Here is a 17,141-nt window from a genome sequence, read left to right on the forward strand (position 1 = left end):
AAGCGGGCACCCCCGCATGGGGATGCCCGCCGTAACGGACGCATGCCTGGCGTCTAGCGCACAATGGGACAGGGCACCAGATAGCGCAGGCGTTCGTTCTGGGTCAGCTCCACAACCTCGCGCAGACTGTCCAGGGTGGGATGGCCCTGCTCCGCCGTCAGCAGTTTCTGCAACTGCTTGACCAGCACGCTGCGGCGCACGCTTTCATCCACCGGCCCCAGCACGCCGGCCTTGCCCAGCAGCAGCAGGGCCTTGCCATGGCAGGCGGACAGACTGTCGTGCAGGGCATAGACCGGGTCCAGGTCGCCCCCTTCCGCCGCGGCCAGCACCATGACGGACGCCATGTACAGGCGCTCGATATAGACGCCGTACACATAGGCGGCAAACAGGCGCAGCATGGCCTCGTTGCTGCCGGCAGCCTCCACAAAGGCGGCGTACTGCTGGCGGAAGAACTTTTCCACAATCTCGCGGGCACGCCGGCTGTCCGGGGCGCTGTGCAGCACCTGGGCCTCGCTCCGGGTCAGACGGGGCAACGCCTTGCCCCACAGGGCCTGGAGCTGCCGGTTCTCGCGCAGCACGTCTTCCGGCCGCCCGAAAAAGAAGGCAAAGGAACGGTCCGCCGTGATAAGGCCGCACAGCACGGCCTGCTGATCCTTGTCGTCATGCACGGGGCAGGACTCTTCCGACACGGCCAGACTGGCCTGATAGACAAAGCCCGCCTTGCGCAGCTGGCCGATATCGTGCAGCACTCGGCCGGCCGTTTCTCCGTCCAGAACGGCGAGAACCTCGCGCATGATGCGCGCCGTATCCACGGGCGCCGCTTCCGCCGTGGCCGTCATCCCGGCAAGGCACAGGCAGAACAGGCAGCAGACGGCCAGAAGACGCTGTACGGGCCTAGGCATCGGCATCCTCCTCCAGGGCCTGGCGGAAGCGCTCGCGCAGCGCCACCAGCTTGGCCCGATTGTCCAGCAGGGTTTCGGCGCGCTGGCGCTCGCGGGCCACCACCTCGGCCGGGGCGCGGCTCACAAAGCTTTCGTTATGCAGCTTGGCCTGCACGCCGGCCACGTCCTTTTCCAACTTGGTCAGCTCCTTGTCCAGACGGGCCAGCTCGCCATTGAGGTCCACGGCGCCCTTGAGGGGCACGATAACCTGGCAGCCTTCCACCACGGACGAGGCCGACGCCTTGGGCGCGGCAAGGTCCGTGCCGATGGTCAGGCTTTCCAGGCGGGCCAGCGTGCTCATCATGGCGCGGCTCTGCTCCAGCAGGGCAGCCTGGGCGGCATCGGCGGGATGCAGCAGCAGGCTCACCTTGTGGGCCGGGCTGATGTTCAGCTCGGCCTTGATGGTGCGCACGGCCACGATGACGCCCTGGATAAGCTCCATGCGGGCTGCATCGGCGGGGCGCACGCAGGCGGGCCGGGACGCGGGATAGGGTTCCCGCGCAATATCCGTGGCTGCTTCCCCGGCGGGAACAGGCAGGGCGTTCCAGATTTCGGCCGTCACAAAGGGAATGATGGGATGCAGCAGGAGCAGCAGTTCGCGCAGCACGGTCCAGAGCACGTACTGGGCCACGGGCTTCTGCGCCGCATCCTGCATGTCGGGCTTGATGAGTTCCAGATACCAGTCGCAGAATTCGTTCCACAGGAACTTGTAGCCCAGCTGCGCCGCATCATTGAAGCGGTATTCCTCCAGCGCCACGTCCATATCCTGCTTGACCAGTTCCAGACGGTGCAGAATCCACTGGTGATGCAGCCCCTCCACCGCGGCAAGGTCCACCGGGGCAGGCGCCGTTTCCGGCAGATTCATGAGGGCAAAGCGGGCCGCATTCCATACCTTGTTGATGAAGTGGCGGTAGCCCTCGATGCGCTCTTCGGACAGGCGGATGTCGCGCCCCATGGCCGCAAAGGCCGTCAGGGTAAAGCGCAGGGCATCGCAGCCGTACTTGTCGATCATTTCCAGCGGGTCAATGACATTGCCCGTGGACTTGGACATCTTGCGGCCCGTGGCATCGCGCACCAGGGCGTGCAGATAGACATCATGGAAGGGCACCTGCCCCATGAAGTGCTGGCCCATCATCATCATGCGGGCCACCCAGAAAAAGATGATGTCAAAGCCGGTGACCAGCACGCTGGTGGGATACCAGCGGGCCAGGTCCTTGGTCTTTTCCGGCCAGCCCATGGTGGAGAAGGGCCAGAGCGCGGAGGAGAACCAGGTATCCAGCACGTCCTCTTCCTGCGCCAGCTCTGTGCCGCCGCAGCGGGGGCAGGCCGTGGGGTCCTGCTCGGCCACAATCAGCTCGCCGCAGTGGGCGCAGGTCCAGGCCGGGATGCGATGTCCCCACCAGATCTGCCGGCTGATGCACCAGTCGCGGATATTGTCCAGCCAGTGATAATAGGTCTTGGCCCAGGATTCGGGCAGAATGCGGGTCAGCGACGGCACGGCGGCGCGGGCGGCCGGGGCCATCTTGGTGGTGGCCACGAACCACTGCGTGGACACGTGCGGCTCCACCACCGTGTGGCAGCGGTAGCAGTGGCCCACGGCATGGTCCAGCTCTTCCACGCCCAGCAGGTCGCCGGCGGCCTCCATGTCGGCCACGATCTTTTCGCGGCAGGCATCCTTGGTCAGGCCGGCATAGGGGCCGGCCTCGGCCTTCATGATGCCATTTTCGTCAATGACCTGCACAAATTCCAGATGGTGCTTCTTGCCCAGTGCCCAGTCGTTGTGATCGTGGCAGGGCGTGACCTTGAGGGCGCCGGTGCCGAATTCGCGGTCCACGTAGCTGTCGGCAATGATGGGGATGCGGCGGCCCAGCACAGGCACAACGGCCGTCTTGCCCACCAGGTGCTGATAGCGTTCGTCGTCGGGGTGCACGCAGATGGCGGTATCGCCGGGGATGGTTTCCGGGCGGGTGGTGGCGATGACGATCTCGCCGCTGCCGTCTTCCAGGCGATAGCGCACCTTCCACAGCTTGCCCTTGTGCGGCTCGTGTTCCACCTCGTCATCGGCCAGGGCCGTATGACAGCGCGAGCACCAGTTGATGATGTAGTCGCCCTTGTAGATGAGGCCCTCGTTATAGAGCTGCACAAAAACCTTGCGCACGGCCTGCGACAGGCCCTCGTCCATGGTGAAGCGCAGGCGCGTCCAGTCCACGGAGGCGCCGAGGGCGCGAATCTGGTTGAGGATGCGGTGCCCGTAGTCCTCGCGCCATTGCCACACGCGCTCGATGAAGGCCTCGCGCCCCAGGTCCTGCCGGGTCTTGCCCTCTTTGGCCAGGGCGCGTTCCACCACGTTCTGCGTGGCAATGCCCGCATGGTCCGTGCCCGGAATCCAGAGCACATTCTTGCCCTTCTGGCGGGCGTGGCGGCACAGCACGTCAATGAGGGTCTGATTCAGGGCATGGCCGATGTGCAGCGCGCCGGTCACATTGGGCGGCGGAATGACAATGCAGTAGGGATCACCCGGCGCATCGGGGTCGGGCGTAAAGGTCTTGTTCTCCTGCCAGTGGGCGCGCCAGCGCTCTTCCACGTCACGGGGCTCATAGCCCTTGGGGAGGGTGTCAGCCATCTTGCTTTCTCCATGAAAGGCGGCAATACTGTCTCGTTATGCAGGCTTCAAACTCCACGATACTCGTCCTCTGGGACGATTCCCACATCTGGGGACTCATGGTCTGGCGCGCCTTGCGCGCCCTGGGCCTGTCCTGTCGTCTCGTCAAGGGTCAAGACATAGCCAATGGCGGCCTTTTAGGCAAGCCGGGGGCAGGGGGTATGACGCCCCTGCTCATGGCGCCCGGCGGCAATGCCCGGCTCAAGGCGCAGGCCCTGGGCAGGGAAGGACGCGAAGCCATCCGCACCTATATCCGCCAGGGGGGCCGCTATCTGGGCATCTGCGGCGGCGTGGGCCTGGCGCTGAGCCACAGGCGCGAACAGGACGGCCTGCACCTCTGCCCGTGGACACGGGGCAGCTACCCCGAGCGGCAGCAGCATCTCATTTCCGGCCATGCCAGCGTGCGGGTACGGGCCTGCTTCGGCCCACAGGCAAGTCCCCTGCCCATCCCGGCCGGCGATCCCCTGCGCCCCCCCCTGGGCGATGCGGCCTGCGCCCTGATCCCGCCCTACTGGCGCGGCTGCGCCCATGTCCCTGCCGACGACTGCCGGCACTGCACGGCCAGCGTGGCCGGGCAGCAGCTTCCCGGCCCTCCGGGGGCGGGAGCACTGCCCTCGCTGCCGGTCTGGTGGCCGGGGCGCTTTGCGCCGCAGGCAAAGGACAGCGTCAGCGTGCTGGCCTGCTACGAGGCTCCGGATGACGACTTCTGGCTGGCCGATCTGCCTGTGCGCCGCATTCCCGATCATGTGTTCGAGGCCTGGCAGGCCCTGTACGGGGTCAACCTCTCGTCGGATTATCTGGCCGGCCAGCCTGTCATCGTGGCGGGAACGTACGGCCAGGGGCGCTATGTGCTCAGCTATTCCCATCTGGAAACCCCGGACAGCCCGGATGCCAACCGCTGGCTGGCCCACCTGCTGCGCGAGCTGGCCGCCCTGGCGCCGCAGCGGGAACTGGTGCCCGCCTGGAACCTTTCCGGCGATGCCCCGGCGGCCGACCTCTGGCCCGTCCATGCCCGGCCCCTGCTGCGCCGCGCCCTCACGGCCGTGCGCGAGGTGCTGGACCTGGGCGTGGAACACCATCTCTTCTTCCGCCGCGCTCCCTGGCTCTGGGGCTGGAAGTCCGGCCTGCCCGGTGGCACCTGCAACAATCTGTACGCCGCCCTCCATACCCTGGCCGACATCGCCCCCTCTCCTGCCGCACTGGACCTCTGGCAGCGCTGCGGGCAGCGCCTGGCCGATCTGGCGGGCCTGTTTCGCGACGGGGCAGAAGGCTACCTGCTGTCCTGCCGGCTGGCCGATGTCCTGTCTCCCATGGCGCCCGATGTGGTGGACCCGCGCGGCCTGGACAATCAGCGCCAGGCCATTTTCGGCCATCCCATGCGGGGCGGCGGCCTCATTGAAGAGCTGCTGGTCATGGCCGAAGAACTTATCTACCTGTCACAGGACGCCAACTGATACCGTCACCGCCGTCCGCGGCCGCCCCGGCCATGGACAAGGCGCCGCCTTTGCCGGGCGACTGCCTGCCGCGCATGGTCTCCCTTCCCCAAAAAAATACATCGATGTATATTTTTTATAATATACTCATTTTTCACATTTTTTTATTTTAGTCCTCCCCAAAATCCTGCCCACAGCTTCTCCCGGCCACAGGGGCCGCCTGCGTGCCAGCACAGGAAAAACAAAAAATGTAGATTTACGGACAAAAGCCATAACCATTCAGCATTACTGATTCTTTTTTTTGAGGCTTTCTTCTTTGTCCGCATGAGACACACTGAAAAGTCTCTTTTCTACATTTTTGTCATAAAACATCCCCTCCTGTCTGACAGCCCGTCTGGCCCCGTGCTGTCTGCCATTTTTTATTTCCTTGAAAATTAGTATGTTATAAAAAAATTGTCCTGAACATGTCATGTTGGCACGCTTTGTGCTTAGGCCTCAGTAACCGTCTGGCTCTGCCAGCGGGGAAGAAGATATGGCGCCAAATCCTCTTCCAGGTATCTTTTTTCGGGTCAGACAGCCGCCGTGCGTGCCGGAAGACAGTGCTTCCGGGGATACATGCAGGATGGTCGACGACGGCCAATGACCATAAAGGAGTTCAGGATGACCCCTGCGGACACGACTTTCATCATCATCTGCGCCGGGCTGGTTATGCTCATGACGCCGGCGCTGGCCCTGTTTTACGGTGGTCTGGTGCGCTCTCGGAACGTGCTGTCCACACACATGCACAGTTATGCCAGCCTGGGGCTGATTACGGTGCTCTGGGCGCTGGCCGGGTATACGCTGGCCTTTGGCAATGATGTGGGGGGCCTCATTGGCGACCTGTCCTATCTCTTCCTCAATGGCGTGGAGGGCGTTGCCGCTCCCATGGCTCCCCAGCTGCCGCACACGGTGTTCATGGCCTTTCAGTGCATGTTTGCCGTGCTGACCGTGGCGCTCATTTCCGGCGCCTACGCCGAACGTATCCGTTTTTCGGGCATGCTGCTCTTTTCGGCCCTGTGGTTGTTCTTTGCCTATGCGCCCATGGCGCACTGGGTCTGGGGCGGCGGCTGGATGGCCAAGATGGGCGCCGTGGACTTTGCCGGCGGCGCGGTAGTGCACATGGCTTCGGCGGCTGCGGCTCTGGCCTGCGCCCAGGCGCTTGGTCCCCGGCTGTCCACTGGTCCTCAGTCCTTCACGCCGCATAATCTGCCCATGACCCTGCTGGGTGGCGGCATGCTGTGGTTCGGCTGGTTCGGCTTCAACGCGGGCAGCGCCCTTGCTGCCGGCCCCCTGGCCGGACATGCCCTGCTCACCACGCACCTGGCCACGGCCTGCGGCATCCTGGGCTGGATGCTGGTGGAATGGAAGCGTACCGGCAAGCCCACCAGCCTGGGCGCCATCTCCGGGGCGCTGGCCGGCCTGGTGGCCATCACCCCCGGTGCGGGCTTTGTGGGGCTGCTGCCTGCCATGATCATCGGTTTTGTTGGTGGTATCGTCTGTTACGGTGGTGTGCTGCTCAAGAGTCGCTTCGGCTATGATGATGCGCTGGACGTGGTGGGCATCCACGGCGTGGGTGGCACCTGGGGCGCCCTGGCTACGGGTCTCTTTGCCTGCGCGGCCATCAACAATGTGGACGGCCTGTTCTATGGCAATCCGCGCCAGCTTTGGGTACAGTTTGTCTCCGTTGTGGGAACGTGGGTCTTTGTTTATGTGGTCAGTCGCATTCTGCTCTTCATCGTTGACAGAACCGTCGGCCTGCGCGTAACGCCCGATGCGGAATACACCGGCCTGGATCTGACCGAACACAACGAACGGGGCTACTCGCTGTAACCAAGGGAGATATCATGAAGAAGCTGGAAATCATCATCAGGCCCGGCATGTTTGAAAAGGTCAAGAACGAACTTTCCCATCTGGGCATCCACGGCCTGAATTATTCGGAAATCAGGGGTTTTGGGCGACAGCACGGGCATACGGAAGTGTATCGGGGCACCACCGTGCAGGTGGACTGCCTGCCCAAGGTCAAGATTGAGCTGGTGGTCCATGACGAAGCCCTGGAAAAGGTGCTCAATGCCGTGGTGGGCACGGCCCGTACCGGCCAGGTGGGCGACGGCAAGATCTTCATCAGTGACATCGAGGATGCGGTCCGCATCCGTACCGGAGAACGTGGCAACGAAGCTCTGTAGGTAACCGGCACGGCGGGGAGCCACGCCCCGCCGGCCCCTCCCGCAGCGTAAATCCAGAGGCGCCTGCTTCCTCTCAGGGAAGCAGGCGCCTCTGGTTATTGGTACTCAAGGGTGCGCCGACGCGCTCCACGGGTATCCTGCCCTAGGACAGACGGTTGCGGAAATCCTCATAGCCGAAGGCATGCAGCAGGCGGAAATCGCCGCCGGCATCAAGCAGGCCGATGCCGGGCAGGCGCAGGCCGTTGAAGGTCGTCGTCTTGACCATGCTGTAGATGGCCATGTCGCAAAAGATGAGGCGCTGCCCCACGGCAAGGGGCGCGGCAAAGCTGTATTCGCCGATGACATCCCCGGCCAGGCAGGACTTGCCCCCCAGGCGGCAGGTCCAGCCCTTTTCGCCGGCCTCGCCCGCCTCTACAAGGCGGTTGCCCTCCGCCACAAGCACCCGGGGCCGATAGGGCATTTCCAGCACATCGGGCATATGGCAGGCCGCGGAAGTGTCCAGAATGGCAATGGGCATGTCTGCCTCCACCACATCCAGCACCGTGGCGGTCATCCAGCCCGCATTGAGGGCCACGGCCTCGCCGGGTTCCAGATAAATCTGCGCGCCGTAGGTCTGCTCCATGTGCGTGATGCAGCGGCAGAGCAGGTCCAGATCATAGTCTTCGCGGGTAATGTGATGCCCGCCGCCGAAGTTGATCCAGCGGCACTGGGCAAGCTGCGCCCCGAAATGCCGTTCCACGGCCTGCAGCGTGCGCTCCAGCGCGTCCGCGCCCTGTTCGCAGAGGGTATGAAAATGCAGGCCGCTGATGCCCTCCGGCAGGCTGGCGGGCATGTGACGCGGCCGGATGCCCAGGCGCGAGCCGGGGGAACAGGGATTGTAGATGGCCACCGCCCCTTCCGAGTGTTCGGGATTGATGCGCAGGCCGCAGGTGATGCGGCGGCCGCTTTCCCTGGCATAGGCCAGCAGGCGCGGCCGGAAATGCGTCCACTGGGCCAGGGAATTGAAGACGATATGATCGGCCAGCGGCAGAAGTTCCTCCATGTCCGCATCGGACCAGCCCGCGGCAAAGGCATGCACCTCGCCGCCGAATTCCTCCCGGCCGAGGCGGGCCTCGTCCACGGAGCTGGCGCAGGTGCCGTAGAGCGGGCCGTGTCCGCCGCGGGACGCATCCCGGCTCAGCAGCGGAAAGGTGGCCCAGGCGGCATAGCCCTTGAGGGCCAGCAGAATGCGGGCATGCGTGCGCTCCTGCACGCTGTTCAGAATGGCGGCATTGGCCAGCAGGCGGGCCTCATCCAGCACAAAGCAGGGGGAAGGGACGCGGGCCGGATCAAGCAGGGGAAGCAGATGGTTCATGCGCTGTGCTCACAATGACGGAAAAAGGGGCGGAAAAAGGGAGGGGCGCAAGGCCCCTCCCTCTGGTGACAAGACTGGCGGCAGACCCTGGAGCATTTGCCGTGTGGAACGCTTCACGTTTCACACCATATGGCCTGTCGTTTCGCGGAAAAAACGCGGTTTTCCGCGCGCTTCTGGCCGGACGGCGCTGTGCCCCTCGCGTTCTGCCTTTTTCAACGGCAGAACGCTCTAGTCCACGTCCACGCACTGCCAGGGCAGGCCGTAGACATTGAGATCGGCCATGAAGGGATCGGGATCGAACTGTTCCATGTTCCAGACGCCGGGCTTGCGCCACGTGCCGGTGGCGATCATCTTGGCGCCGATCATGGCGGGCACGCCGGTGGTATAGGAAATGGCCTGCGAGCCCACCTCCCGGTAGCATTCCTCATGATCGCAGATATTGTAGATGTAGACGGTCTTTTCCTTGCCGTCCTTGATGCCGCGCATGACATCGCCGATGCAGGTCTTGCCCCTGGTCAGCGGACCGAGGGAGGCCGGGTCGGGCAGCAGTTTGCTCAGGAACTGGATGGGCACAATGTCCACGCCGTTGTAGTTCACGGGATCGATGCGGGTCATGCCCACATTGCCCAGCACCTTGAGGTGGTTCAGGTAATTCTCGGAAAAGGTCATCCAGAAACGGGCGCGCTTGATGCCCTTGAGGTTCTGCACCAGCGATTCCAGCTCCTCATGATACATGAGGAAGCACTTCTTGGGCCCGATATTGTCCGGGAAGTCATAGGTCATGCTCCAGGACAGGGGGTCGGTTTCCACCCATTCGCCGCGCTCCCAGTAACGACCGCGGGCGGTCACTTCGCGGATATTGATTTCCGGGTTGAAATTGGTGGCAAAGGGCTGGCCGTGATCGCCGGCATTGCAGTCGATGATGTCCAGCACGTGCACTTCGTCCAGCTTGTGCTTCATGACCCAGGCCGCAAAGACATTGGTCACGCCGGGGTCAAAGCCGGACCCCAGCAGGGCCGTCAGCCCTGCCTCGCGGAAACGGTCCTGATAGGCCCACTGCCACTTGTATTCAAACTTGGCCGTGTCCAGCGGCTCGTAGTTGGCCGTATCCATGTAGTGCACGCCGCATTCCAGGCAGGCATCCATGATGTGCAGGTCCTGATACGGCAGGGCAATATTGCAGACCACTGCCGGCTTGACCTCACGAATGAGGCTGCACAGTTCGGGCACGTTGTCCGCATCCACCTTCGCCGTGGCGATGTCCACGCCCAGACGGGTCTTCACCGACCGGGCAATGTCGTCACAACGCGACTTGGTACGGCTGGCAAGGGTAATGTTGCCGAAAACGCCCTCGTCCCTGGCTGCCTGCGCCACCTTGTGGGCCACAACGCTGCCCACGCCACCGGCGCCGATGATCAGAATGTCTGCCATGCTGACTCCTTTTGCGGTAGAGGCCCAACGGGCCAGATCCAGAATCGGGATGCGCAATCCGCCGCCCGCAGCCGTTCACATAGCCTGAAGCGGCCATAAGGTAAAGTCGGCAATGTTACGGCAGGAAGGTTTTTGCACGACACCATGCCGGACATGCCGAACGGGGCGAGAAAACGCGCGTTACCAGACGGTTCTCCCCCGCCTCCTCGTGCTTCCCTCTCCCTTGCCGGCACGTCTGTTCAGGGCGGGCAAAGGGCTGCATCCGGAAGCTGGCGCACGGCCCTTCCTCCGGCTCCGGCCGCACGGCAGCAGCCCGGGGGCGGAAGGGGACGGAGCGACGAGCACAGGCGCCCGGACGCCTGCCCGCGCCGTCTGCCATGAATCGCGCTGCCTACACCGCAGCCGCATCCTGATCGAGCAGCAGCACATGGGCATAGCGCCCGCCCTGCCGGGCAGCCCGGGCCAGACTGTCCGCCGCACGGCGGCAGTGCTCGCAGGCGCCGCGCGGCAACAGCAGACAGAAGGAACGGGGCACCCGCTCGGAGCTGGTTTCAAATGTGCCCAGACCGGTGCAGTGGGGGCAGAGCCGCCAGCTTTCCCGCTGCTGTTCGCGCAGCATGTCCGTATCATAGAAGATATGCTTGCTGCGACGCCACCAGCGGCCATGAGCATCCTTTTCTTCGCCGCCCTCGTCAGGTACGGCAGGAGGATGCCGGTAGATATCCACGATGGCGTCGCACAGGCGGGCGATATAGTCCGTCACGCGGGCGCTCTGCCGCTCGCTCTGCGGCGTCCACTGCGGTTCGCGGATGTCATCGGCAGGCAGCCCGGCCAGAGCCAGGCAGATGCCCAGGTTCACATAGGGCAGCGCCCCCCGGATGGAATACCCGCCTTCCAGCACCGCAATATGCGGATTCAGCAGCGCATTGAGCGCGGCATAGCCCTGTGCCGACAATTTCATATTGGCCAGCGGGTCCGTGAAGTGATTGTCCTGCCCGGCGGAATTGATGATGAGGTCCGGCTGAAATTCCTCCAGAATGGGCAGTACCGCATGACGGATGGCATACAGATAGCCGGCATCCGCCGTTTCGGGCGGCAGGGGGATATTGATGGTGCGGCCCAGGGCCGCCGGCCCGCCGCATTCCTGGGGAAAGCCCGTGCCCGGATAAAGGGTGCGGCCGTCCTGATGCAGCGAAATGAACAGGGTATGCGGGTCATTCCAGAAAATATCCTGTGACCCGTCGCCGTGATGCACATCCGTATCCACCACGGCAATGCGCAGGGGCCGCCCGTCGGGCCGGGGGTAGTGATCGCGGATGTATTCGATCATGACGGCTTCATTATTGATATTGCAGAAGCCGCGATTGCCATGCACCACGCGCATGGCATGATGCCCCGGCGGACGCACCAGCGCAAAGGCCCTGTCTTCCTTTTTTTCCATGACCAGGCGGGCGGCGGTAATGGCCCCGCCGGCCGAGGCCAGGTGGGAATCCGTGCTCACGGCCGCCACCGAGGGCAGACAGAAATGGACACGGGCCAGCTGGGCATGGCTTGCCATGTCAAGGCGGTGTTCGGTGATGCCGGGGATGTCGAAGAGGCCTTCTTCCAGCAGCTGGTCGCGGGTATAGAGCAGGCGCTCTTCCCGTTCGGGATGGGTGGGCGAGATGGCCCAGTCAAAGGCCGGGAAAAAGACCACCCCCAGCCGGCGAGCGGCGCTAAAGGTCGTCATCGTCCACGTCCGCGTTTTCAAAGATGTCTGCCCCGTAGCGGGCATAGGCCACCAGCCGGCCGAATCGGCCCAGGCCCAGGCCGTAGGCCAGGTTGCTTTCGGCCACCACGGCAAAGAGCGGCCCCTCGCTGTCCTGCACCACAAAGCAGCCGCCGGCCCCCGCCTCGCGACGGAAGACGCTGCACTGCAACAGGGCGGCATCGCCCAGACGGTTCACGAACTGATGCCCGTCAGGCAGCAGGCCGTCGCGGATGGCCGCGGCCAGGGCCGCATCCTCGCGGGGCGCAAAGGTGGTCTTGCCATTGCCCTGCACCAGCAGGGTATAGATTTCACACATGGATGTCCTCCCGCGGCCCCCGGCAGGGCCGCACGGTCCGGGGCACACGGTCCGGAGCGCACAGTCTGGGGCGCTCCCGATGCGGGCCGGCCGCCCGGGCAGCGGCCGCCGGCAGCATGGCCCCTATGGTTCCAGAATACAGCCATTGCGGGCCAGAAAGTCCTCCACCGCCGAAAGGCACTGCAATTCCACATCCTCGGGGGGCTGCGTGGCATCGATGATGGCAAAGCGCTTCGGCTCCTCCGCAGCCAGTTGCAGATAGCCCTGGCGCACCCGCTCATGAAAATCCAGACTTTCGGCGTCAAAGCGCCCTTCCGAAAGCACGGTGCCCTCACGCTGATTGCGCAGACCGGCCCGCTCCAGGCCCAGCGATACGGGCAGATCCAGCAGCAGGGTCAGGTCCGGTTGCAGGCCGCCAGTGGCCATGCGGTTGATATGGCGCAGCTTCTCCGGGTCCAGACCGCGCCCGTAGCCCTGATAGGCCAGGGTGGAGTCGGTATAGCGGTCACAGAGCACAATCTGCCCGGCCTCCAGCGCGGGCCGGACAATTTCGCCCACATGCTGGGCGCGGTCCGCCAGAAAAAGATACAGCTCGGCCCGGCTGTGCAGCCCGCGGGTGCGGGCATCCAGCAGAATGGGACGGATGGCCCGCCCCAGGCCGCAGCCGCCGGGTTCGCGGGTGAGCACCAGATCGTAGCCGCGCCGGCTCAGCTCCTGCGACAGCAGGGTCAGGGCCGTGGACTTGCCGGAACCTTCAATGCCTTCAAAAGTGATGAACATGGCAGCCTCACAGAAGTGACAGTTCTTCAGCAGACGGGGCGGCCGCCCGGCGGCGCCGGCTGCTGCGCGCCGCCTGGGGCGCCTCCGGCGTTCTTGGCCCCCGGTACAGGGCGCGGCTCAGGGTAGCCTGATAGGGCGTCCAGCCCTCGGGCGATTCCAGCGCGGCAAAGAGACTGCGGCACTGGGCCATCTTGGCGTCCAGATTGTCCGCATAGTGCAGGGCCAGGGCCTCGGCGGTCTGCGGCAGGCGCACGGCGCCGAAGGCCAGCTCGCCGTGATGACTGAGCACCAGATGCCGGAAGTGCCGCACAAGCCCCTCTTCCAGCCCGGACCGGCGCAGAAAGGGCGCCAGAATCTCCAGCCCCAGCTCCATGTGCCCGATGAGTCGCCCCTCGTCGGTATAGTCATTGACAATACCGCCGGAAAATTCGCGTATCTTGCCGAAATCATGAAAAAGCGCACCGGCCAGCAGGGTCTGCCGGTCCAGTTCGGGGTACTGGTCAGCCAGGCGCCGGCACAGGCGGAAGACCCCCAGGCTGTGCTCCAGCAGGCCGCCCGCATAGGCATGATGCACGCCCTTGGCCGCCGGGCAGACGCGAAAGGCCGCCCGCAGGCCGTCGTCCTTCAGCACGGAGCGCACAAACTTGCGCCATGGCGCGTACAGAAACTCCTCCTCAGCCAGGGTCTGCACCTCTTCCAGCATGTCGTCCAGCGGATAGGGGCTGGCCGGCATGAGCCATGCCGGGTCCACGGCCGCGCTTTCCGCCGCATCCAGCAGACGGCAATGTTCGATGGTGAGCTGCACCTGCTCCCGGTACAGGCCGGTACGCCCCTGCACCTCCACCAGCGCGCCCGTGGGCAGCTCCGCAATTTCCGTACTGAGAGGCGACCATATCTTGGCCTCCAGCACCCCTGTGGCGTCAGACAGCAGCACACGCCAGTAGGGGCCGTTACGGGACTGCCCCAGCGTGGCCTGCCCCACGGCGAAAATGCCACGCACCTCTGCGGGGGCCGTAACATCTTTGACGTAATGACCTTTTTCCATATATCTTTGACCCTGTGCTCCGATTGGGGGCATATTGCACAACAGTTCCTTGTTTCCGGGGGTTTGTCAAATGGATGTTCTTCTGACCAATGACGACGGCATCCGCGCACCGGGCCTGCGCGCCCTGTATGCGGCCCTGCGCGAGGCCGGCCATACCGTGCACGTGGTGGCGCCCATGCGCCAGCAGTCCGGTGTGGGGCATTCGCTCACCGTCTTTGATCCCTTGCGCGCCATGGAAATCAGCGAGGCCGACTTTTCCGGCATCGGCCTGTACGGCACCCCCACGGACTGCGTGAAGCTGGCCCTGGGCAATCTGCTGAAAAAACGCCCGGACCTGGTCATGTCCGGCATCAATGCCGGTCCCAACGTGGGGCCGGACATTCTCTATTCCGGCACCGTGGGCGCCGCCACGGAAGCGGCCCACGAAGCCCTGCCCACCATGGCCGTTTCCTGCGACGTGGCCTCGGACAAGGACGACCTGCTGCCCCAGGCCCGCCATGCCGTGGCCCTGGCCCAGCGCATCCAGTGGAAACGCCTGGCCCCGCGCCGGGTCATCAATGTCAACTATCCGCGCGGCCCGCTGGAAAAAAGCAAGGGCCTGCGCATCTGCCCCCAGACCAGCGCCGTCTGGAAGAATGCCTACCTGGAACGCAAGGACCCGCGCGGCGCGCCCTACTGGTGGCTGGTGGGCGAAATCCCGCCACAGACCATCAATGCCGGCTCGGACAAGGACCTGCTCAACCGGGGCTATGTTACCGTCACCCCCCTGCGCTTTGAATTCACGGACTATGCCGGCATGGCCGAACTGGAGCTCATGGACCTGGAGGAGCGCCAGGCCCTCTAGGTCATAGACAATACCGCCCCGTCACACCCGGGTGTGACGGGGCGGCTGCAATTTTTTCCAGCGGGGACTTCGGCATCATCCAGGCAGCAGTCTAGGCTTCCCGGCCTATCTGCTGTCGGTATTCTGCCAGATACTTTACCAGAATATTGGTGTCGGAACTGACGGCCACAAAGGTATATCCCATATCCCGCAGATGCGGGACAAGCCCTGGATCGGGCAGCAGGATACCACAAGCCCGGCCAGCGGCACACGCCGCGTGGGCCACCTGGCGCAGCACATCCATGAAACGCGGGTCGGCAAAACGCCCCGGCAGCCCAAGACTGGTACTCAGATCCATCGGCCCCACAAAGAGCACATCCACACCATCGGTACGGGCAATGGCCTCGCAGTTTTTAACTGCCCGGGTACTTTCTATCTGTACCACCGTCAGCAGATTCTCGTCAGCTTCAGCAACATAGGCGGAAAAATGCCGGCCATATCCGGCACAACGTGCCGCACCGCTGACACCGCGCACGCCATGCGGATCATAGCGCATGAAGGAAACCGCCTCTGCGGCCTGTTCCGCCGTATCGATACCGGGAAACATGATGCCTGATGCCCCGAGATCCAGTGCCCACTTCACGTATGCACGGTCAAGCGCCGGCACCCGGACAATGGGCGCAAGCGAAAACCCCCGGACAGCCTGCAGCTGCTGCAACAGGGAAACTGGGGTTCCCGGCGCATGCTCCATATCGATGAGCAACCAGTCATAACCGCTCTCGCCAATAATTTCACAGATGGCGGGCAGCGCGAGGCTGCACCATGTCCCCGCCATAAAGTCCCCCCCGGCAACGCGCTTGCGAATGTAATACATACTCACGCCTCCCTTCCGGCACACAGTAGCCCGCAGTCTTCCACCAGCCTGTGGGTGGATACGAAGCGGGACACGCAGAACAGTTCATCATGGCCGATGGCCTCTGCCCGTGTCAGCTGACCGGAGGCTACCCGGACCAGCAGCTGGAACAGATCTCTGCCAATATCTTCCACATGGCGCCGCTCACGAAAAAGTCCGCCGGCATCAAAATCCATGTTGACGCCCATGCTGGCAAAAAGGGCCGGATTGCCCGTTGCCTTGATGACAGGGATTCCCGGAAAACCTGCGGGAGTTCCGCGCCCTGTGGTAAAGACCACGATACTTGCCCCGGCGGCAACAAGACCGGTAACGGCCTCGCCATCATGCCCCGGCCCATCCATAAGATACAGTCCATGGCCGGACGGCGCCTCACCATAGCCTATGACATCCTGGAAAATGGCATTTCCTGCCTTCTTAAGGCCCCCGAGTGCCTTTTCCACCACATTGCTCACGCCGCCATCGGCGTTGCCCGGCGAAACAAGAAGACTCTCTCCGCGGCTGGCATGCGCAGCGGCTCTGGCCCTGCGCAGTCGCCGTACATTTTTCTGAAGACAGGCCCGTATTCTGTCCGCCACTTCGGGCGAGGCCGCCCGCCGGACCATGATATGCTCGGTGCCGCACAGCTCCGTGATTTCCGTCAGCAGTGAGGTTCCCCCCGCAGCAATAAGCATGTCTGACGCCACTCCAAGGGCGGGATTGGCCGCCAGTCCGGAGGTGGCGTCCGTTCCGCCGCACTTGAGGCCAAGCACCAGATCAGACAAGGGAAAGGGTTCCCGTTCCTGTGCAGACAATGTGATGGCCAGCGACTGCGCCACAGCAACCCCCCGGGCAATGGCCTTCAGGGAGTCCCCCTCCTCCTGGATGACAAGGTGATGCACGGGCTTGCCCACCACATCCTTGTCCACATCCTCAAAACGGACCCGCTCACAGCCCAGCCCCACCAGCAGCACGGCTCCGAAATTGGGATGTGCGGCCAGTCGCCGCAACACATGCGCAGTAAGCCGCTGATCCGGGCCGGGATAGCCGCAACCTACGGGATGCGGAAAGACACAGGCGCCGCGAACGCTCTCGGCAATGCGCCGGGCCACAAAATTGGCGCAAAATACGGTGGGAATCACGGCAACAAGATTGCGGGTTCCTGCCCTGCCGCAGGCTCTTCTGTATCCCATGAACATCATGAGCTTTCACCCTTTCGAAGCTATATGGTGTCACGCATATTGTGGATGTGCACAAGGCTCCCCTGCACAATGGGCCGGCTGGCAAGTGCAATGCTTTCACCGTACTTGATCACAGGGCCTCCCTCCGGAATGTCGACCAGAGCAATCTTGTGCCCGAAGGCAATATCCTCGCGAACGGCCAGCTGTTCACCGGAACCGATGATAGCACAGCGCTGACCGGCCTTCAGAGGCACCACAGCCACACCCACATTATCCCGGCTGTCCAGTCTGATGATATCCTGTTCCATGCAGAG

15 protein-coding genes are annotated in these 17,141 nt (G+C 63.8%); 4 read left to right on the forward strand and 11 right to left on the reverse strand.

The annotated features are described in order from the left end of the window. Positions 1-53 precede the first annotated feature (53 nt). A complete protein-coding gene (locus Q0J57_RS08825) occupies positions 54-902 on the reverse strand; it encodes a hypothetical protein (protein ID WP_297219371.1) in 849 nt (282 codons plus the stop codon). Continuing rightward, entirely contained in the window at positions 895-3,564 is a 2,670-nt protein-coding gene (locus tag Q0J57_RS08830; protein WP_297219373.1) for a valine--tRNA ligase, read from the reverse strand. The genes Q0J57_RS08825 and Q0J57_RS08830 overlap by 8 nt, the downstream gene beginning before the upstream one ends. Before the next feature lie 200 nt (positions 3,565-3,764). Between Q0J57_RS08830 and Q0J57_RS08835 the strand changes: the two genes are divergently transcribed. From Q0J57_RS08835 to Q0J57_RS08845, 3 genes are all read left to right on the forward strand, one after another. After that, positions 3,765-5,057, forward strand: coding sequence for a BPL-N domain-containing protein (locus Q0J57_RS08835; RefSeq protein WP_297219375.1), 1,293 nt, complete (start codon positions 3,765-3,767; stop codon positions 5,055-5,057). 639 nt (positions 5,058-5,696) lie between these two features. After that, positions 5,697-6,905 (forward strand): ammonium transporter, encoded by a 1,209-nt coding sequence (locus Q0J57_RS08840; protein WP_297219377.1) that lies wholly within the window; start codon positions 5,697-5,699, stop codon positions 6,903-6,905. Positions 6,906-6,919: 14 nt separating this feature from the next. After that, the gene (locus Q0J57_RS08845; protein ID WP_297219378.1) at positions 6,920-7,258 is read left to right on the forward strand and encodes a P-II family nitrogen regulator; all 339 of its coding nucleotides are present in this window, start codon (positions 6,920-6,922) and stop codon (positions 7,256-7,258) included. 142 nt (positions 7,259-7,400) lie between these two features. Here the strand turns inward: Q0J57_RS08845 and nspC are convergent, their stop codons facing one another. The 6 genes from nspC to Q0J57_RS08875 form a co-directional block, all read right to left on the reverse strand. Continuing rightward, positions 7,401-8,612 carry a carboxynorspermidine decarboxylase gene (gene nspC, locus Q0J57_RS08850; RefSeq protein WP_297219381.1) on the reverse strand — a complete coding sequence of 404 codons (1,212 nt, stop codon included), beginning with the start codon at positions 8,610-8,612 and terminating at the stop codon, positions 7,401-7,403. Positions 8,613-8,840: 228 nt separating this feature from the next. Next, complete coding sequence (locus Q0J57_RS08855; RefSeq protein ID WP_297219383.1) at positions 8,841-10,043, reverse strand: saccharopine dehydrogenase family protein; 1,203 nt, start codon at positions 10,041-10,043, stop codon at positions 8,841-8,843. A 391-nt stretch (positions 10,044-10,434) separates the two neighbouring features. Continuing rightward, positions 10,435-11,772: a histone deacetylase gene (locus tag Q0J57_RS08860; RefSeq protein WP_297219385.1), complete on the reverse strand. Its 1,338-nt coding sequence runs from the start codon at positions 11,770-11,772 to the stop codon at positions 10,435-10,437. Continuing rightward, positions 11,759-12,109, reverse strand: a complete 351-nt coding sequence (locus Q0J57_RS08865; protein ID WP_297219387.1) for a hypothetical protein — start codon at positions 12,107-12,109, stop codon at positions 11,759-11,761. Before Q0J57_RS08865 ends, Q0J57_RS08860 begins: the two co-directional genes overlap by 14 nt. Positions 12,110-12,232: 123 nt before the next feature. Beyond that, positions 12,233-12,889 (reverse strand): dTMP kinase, encoded by a 657-nt coding sequence (gene tmk / locus Q0J57_RS08870; RefSeq protein ID WP_297219389.1) that lies wholly within the window; start codon positions 12,887-12,889, stop codon positions 12,233-12,235. 7 nt (positions 12,890-12,896) lie between these two features. Then, on the reverse strand, positions 12,897-13,934 hold the full coding sequence (locus tag Q0J57_RS08875) for an HD domain-containing protein (protein WP_297219391.1): 1,038 nt from the start codon (positions 13,932-13,934) through the stop codon (positions 12,897-12,899). Positions 13,935-14,004: 70 nt separating this feature from the next. Here Q0J57_RS08875 and surE point away from each other — a divergent pair, with 70 nt between their 5' ends. Further along, positions 14,005-14,778, forward strand: coding sequence for a 5'/3'-nucleotidase SurE (gene surE / locus Q0J57_RS08880; protein WP_297219393.1), 774 nt, complete (start codon positions 14,005-14,007; stop codon positions 14,776-14,778). Positions 14,779-14,869: 91 nt separating this feature from the next. Here surE and Q0J57_RS08885 read toward each other — a convergent pair whose 3' ends face one another. The 3 genes from Q0J57_RS08885 to Q0J57_RS08895 are packed head-to-tail and all read right to left on the reverse strand — an operon-like array spanning position 14,870 to position 17,135. Then, on the reverse strand, positions 14,870-15,631 hold the full coding sequence (locus tag Q0J57_RS08885; protein ID WP_297219396.1) for an aldolase/citrate lyase family protein: 762 nt from the start codon (positions 15,629-15,631) through the stop codon (positions 14,870-14,872). 2 nt (positions 15,632-15,633) lie between these two features. Next, positions 15,634-16,848, reverse strand: a complete 1,215-nt coding sequence (locus Q0J57_RS08890; protein WP_297219398.1) for a UxaA family hydrolase — start codon at positions 16,846-16,848, stop codon at positions 15,634-15,636. Between the two features lie 20 nt (positions 16,849-16,868). Then, entirely contained in the window at positions 16,869-17,135 is a 267-nt protein-coding gene (locus Q0J57_RS08895; RefSeq protein ID WP_297219400.1) for a UxaA family hydrolase, read from the reverse strand. Positions 17,136-17,141 lie beyond the last annotated feature (6 nt).

This window comes from uncultured Desulfovibrio sp., from assembly GCF_944324505.1.
GTDB lineage: Bacteria > Desulfobacterota > Desulfovibrionia > Desulfovibrionales > Desulfovibrionaceae > Desulfovibrio.

Bases quoted from the DNA above. Each gene is read 5' to 3' on its own strand.
- Q0J57_RS08895 (WP_297219400.1), bottom strand. From the start codon at position 17,135: ATGGAACAGGATATCATCAGACTGGACAGCCGGGATAATGTGGGTGTG.
- Q0J57_RS08875 (WP_297219391.1), bottom strand. From the start codon at position 13,934: ATGGAAAAAGGTCATTACGTCAAAGATGTTACGGCCCCCGCAGAGGTG.
- surE (WP_297219393.1), top strand. From the start codon at position 14,005: ATGGATGTTCTTCTGACCAATGACGACGGCATCCGCGCACCGGGCCTG.
- Q0J57_RS08830 (WP_297219373.1), bottom strand. From the start codon at position 3,564: ATGGCTGACACCCTCCCCAAGGGCTATGAGCCCCGTGACGTGGAAGAG.
- nspC (WP_297219381.1), bottom strand. From the start codon at position 8,612: ATGAACCATCTGCTTCCCCTGCTTGATCCGGCCCGCGTCCCTTCCCCC.
- Q0J57_RS08825 (WP_297219371.1), bottom strand. From the start codon at position 902: ATGCCTAGGCCCGTACAGCGTCTTCTGGCCGTCTGCTGCCTGTTCTGC.
- Q0J57_RS08865 (WP_297219387.1), bottom strand. From the start codon at position 12,109: ATGTGTGAAATCTATACCCTGCTGGTGCAGGGCAATGGCAAGACCACC.
- Q0J57_RS08855 (WP_297219383.1), bottom strand. From the start codon at position 10,043: ATGGCAGACATTCTGATCATCGGCGCCGGTGGCGTGGGCAGCGTTGTG.
- Q0J57_RS08885 (WP_297219396.1), bottom strand. From the start codon at position 15,631: ATGTATTACATTCGCAAGCGCGTTGCCGGGGGGGACTTTATGGCGGGG.
- tmk (WP_297219389.1), bottom strand. From the start codon at position 12,889: ATGTTCATCACTTTTGAAGGCATTGAAGGTTCCGGCAAGTCCACGGCC.
- Q0J57_RS08860 (WP_297219385.1), bottom strand. From the start codon at position 11,772: ATGACGACCTTTAGCGCCGCTCGCCGGCTGGGGGTGGTCTTTTTCCCG.
- Q0J57_RS08845 (WP_297219378.1), top strand. From the start codon at position 6,920: ATGAAGAAGCTGGAAATCATCATCAGGCCCGGCATGTTTGAAAAGGTC.
- Q0J57_RS08890 (WP_297219398.1), bottom strand. From the start codon at position 16,848: ATGATGTTCATGGGATACAGAAGAGCCTGCGGCAGGGCAGGAACCCGC.
- Q0J57_RS08835 (WP_297219375.1), top strand. From the start codon at position 3,765: ATGACGCCCCTGCTCATGGCGCCCGGCGGCAATGCCCGGCTCAAGGCG.
- Q0J57_RS08840 (WP_297219377.1), top strand. From the start codon at position 5,697: ATGACCCCTGCGGACACGACTTTCATCATCATCTGCGCCGGGCTGGTT.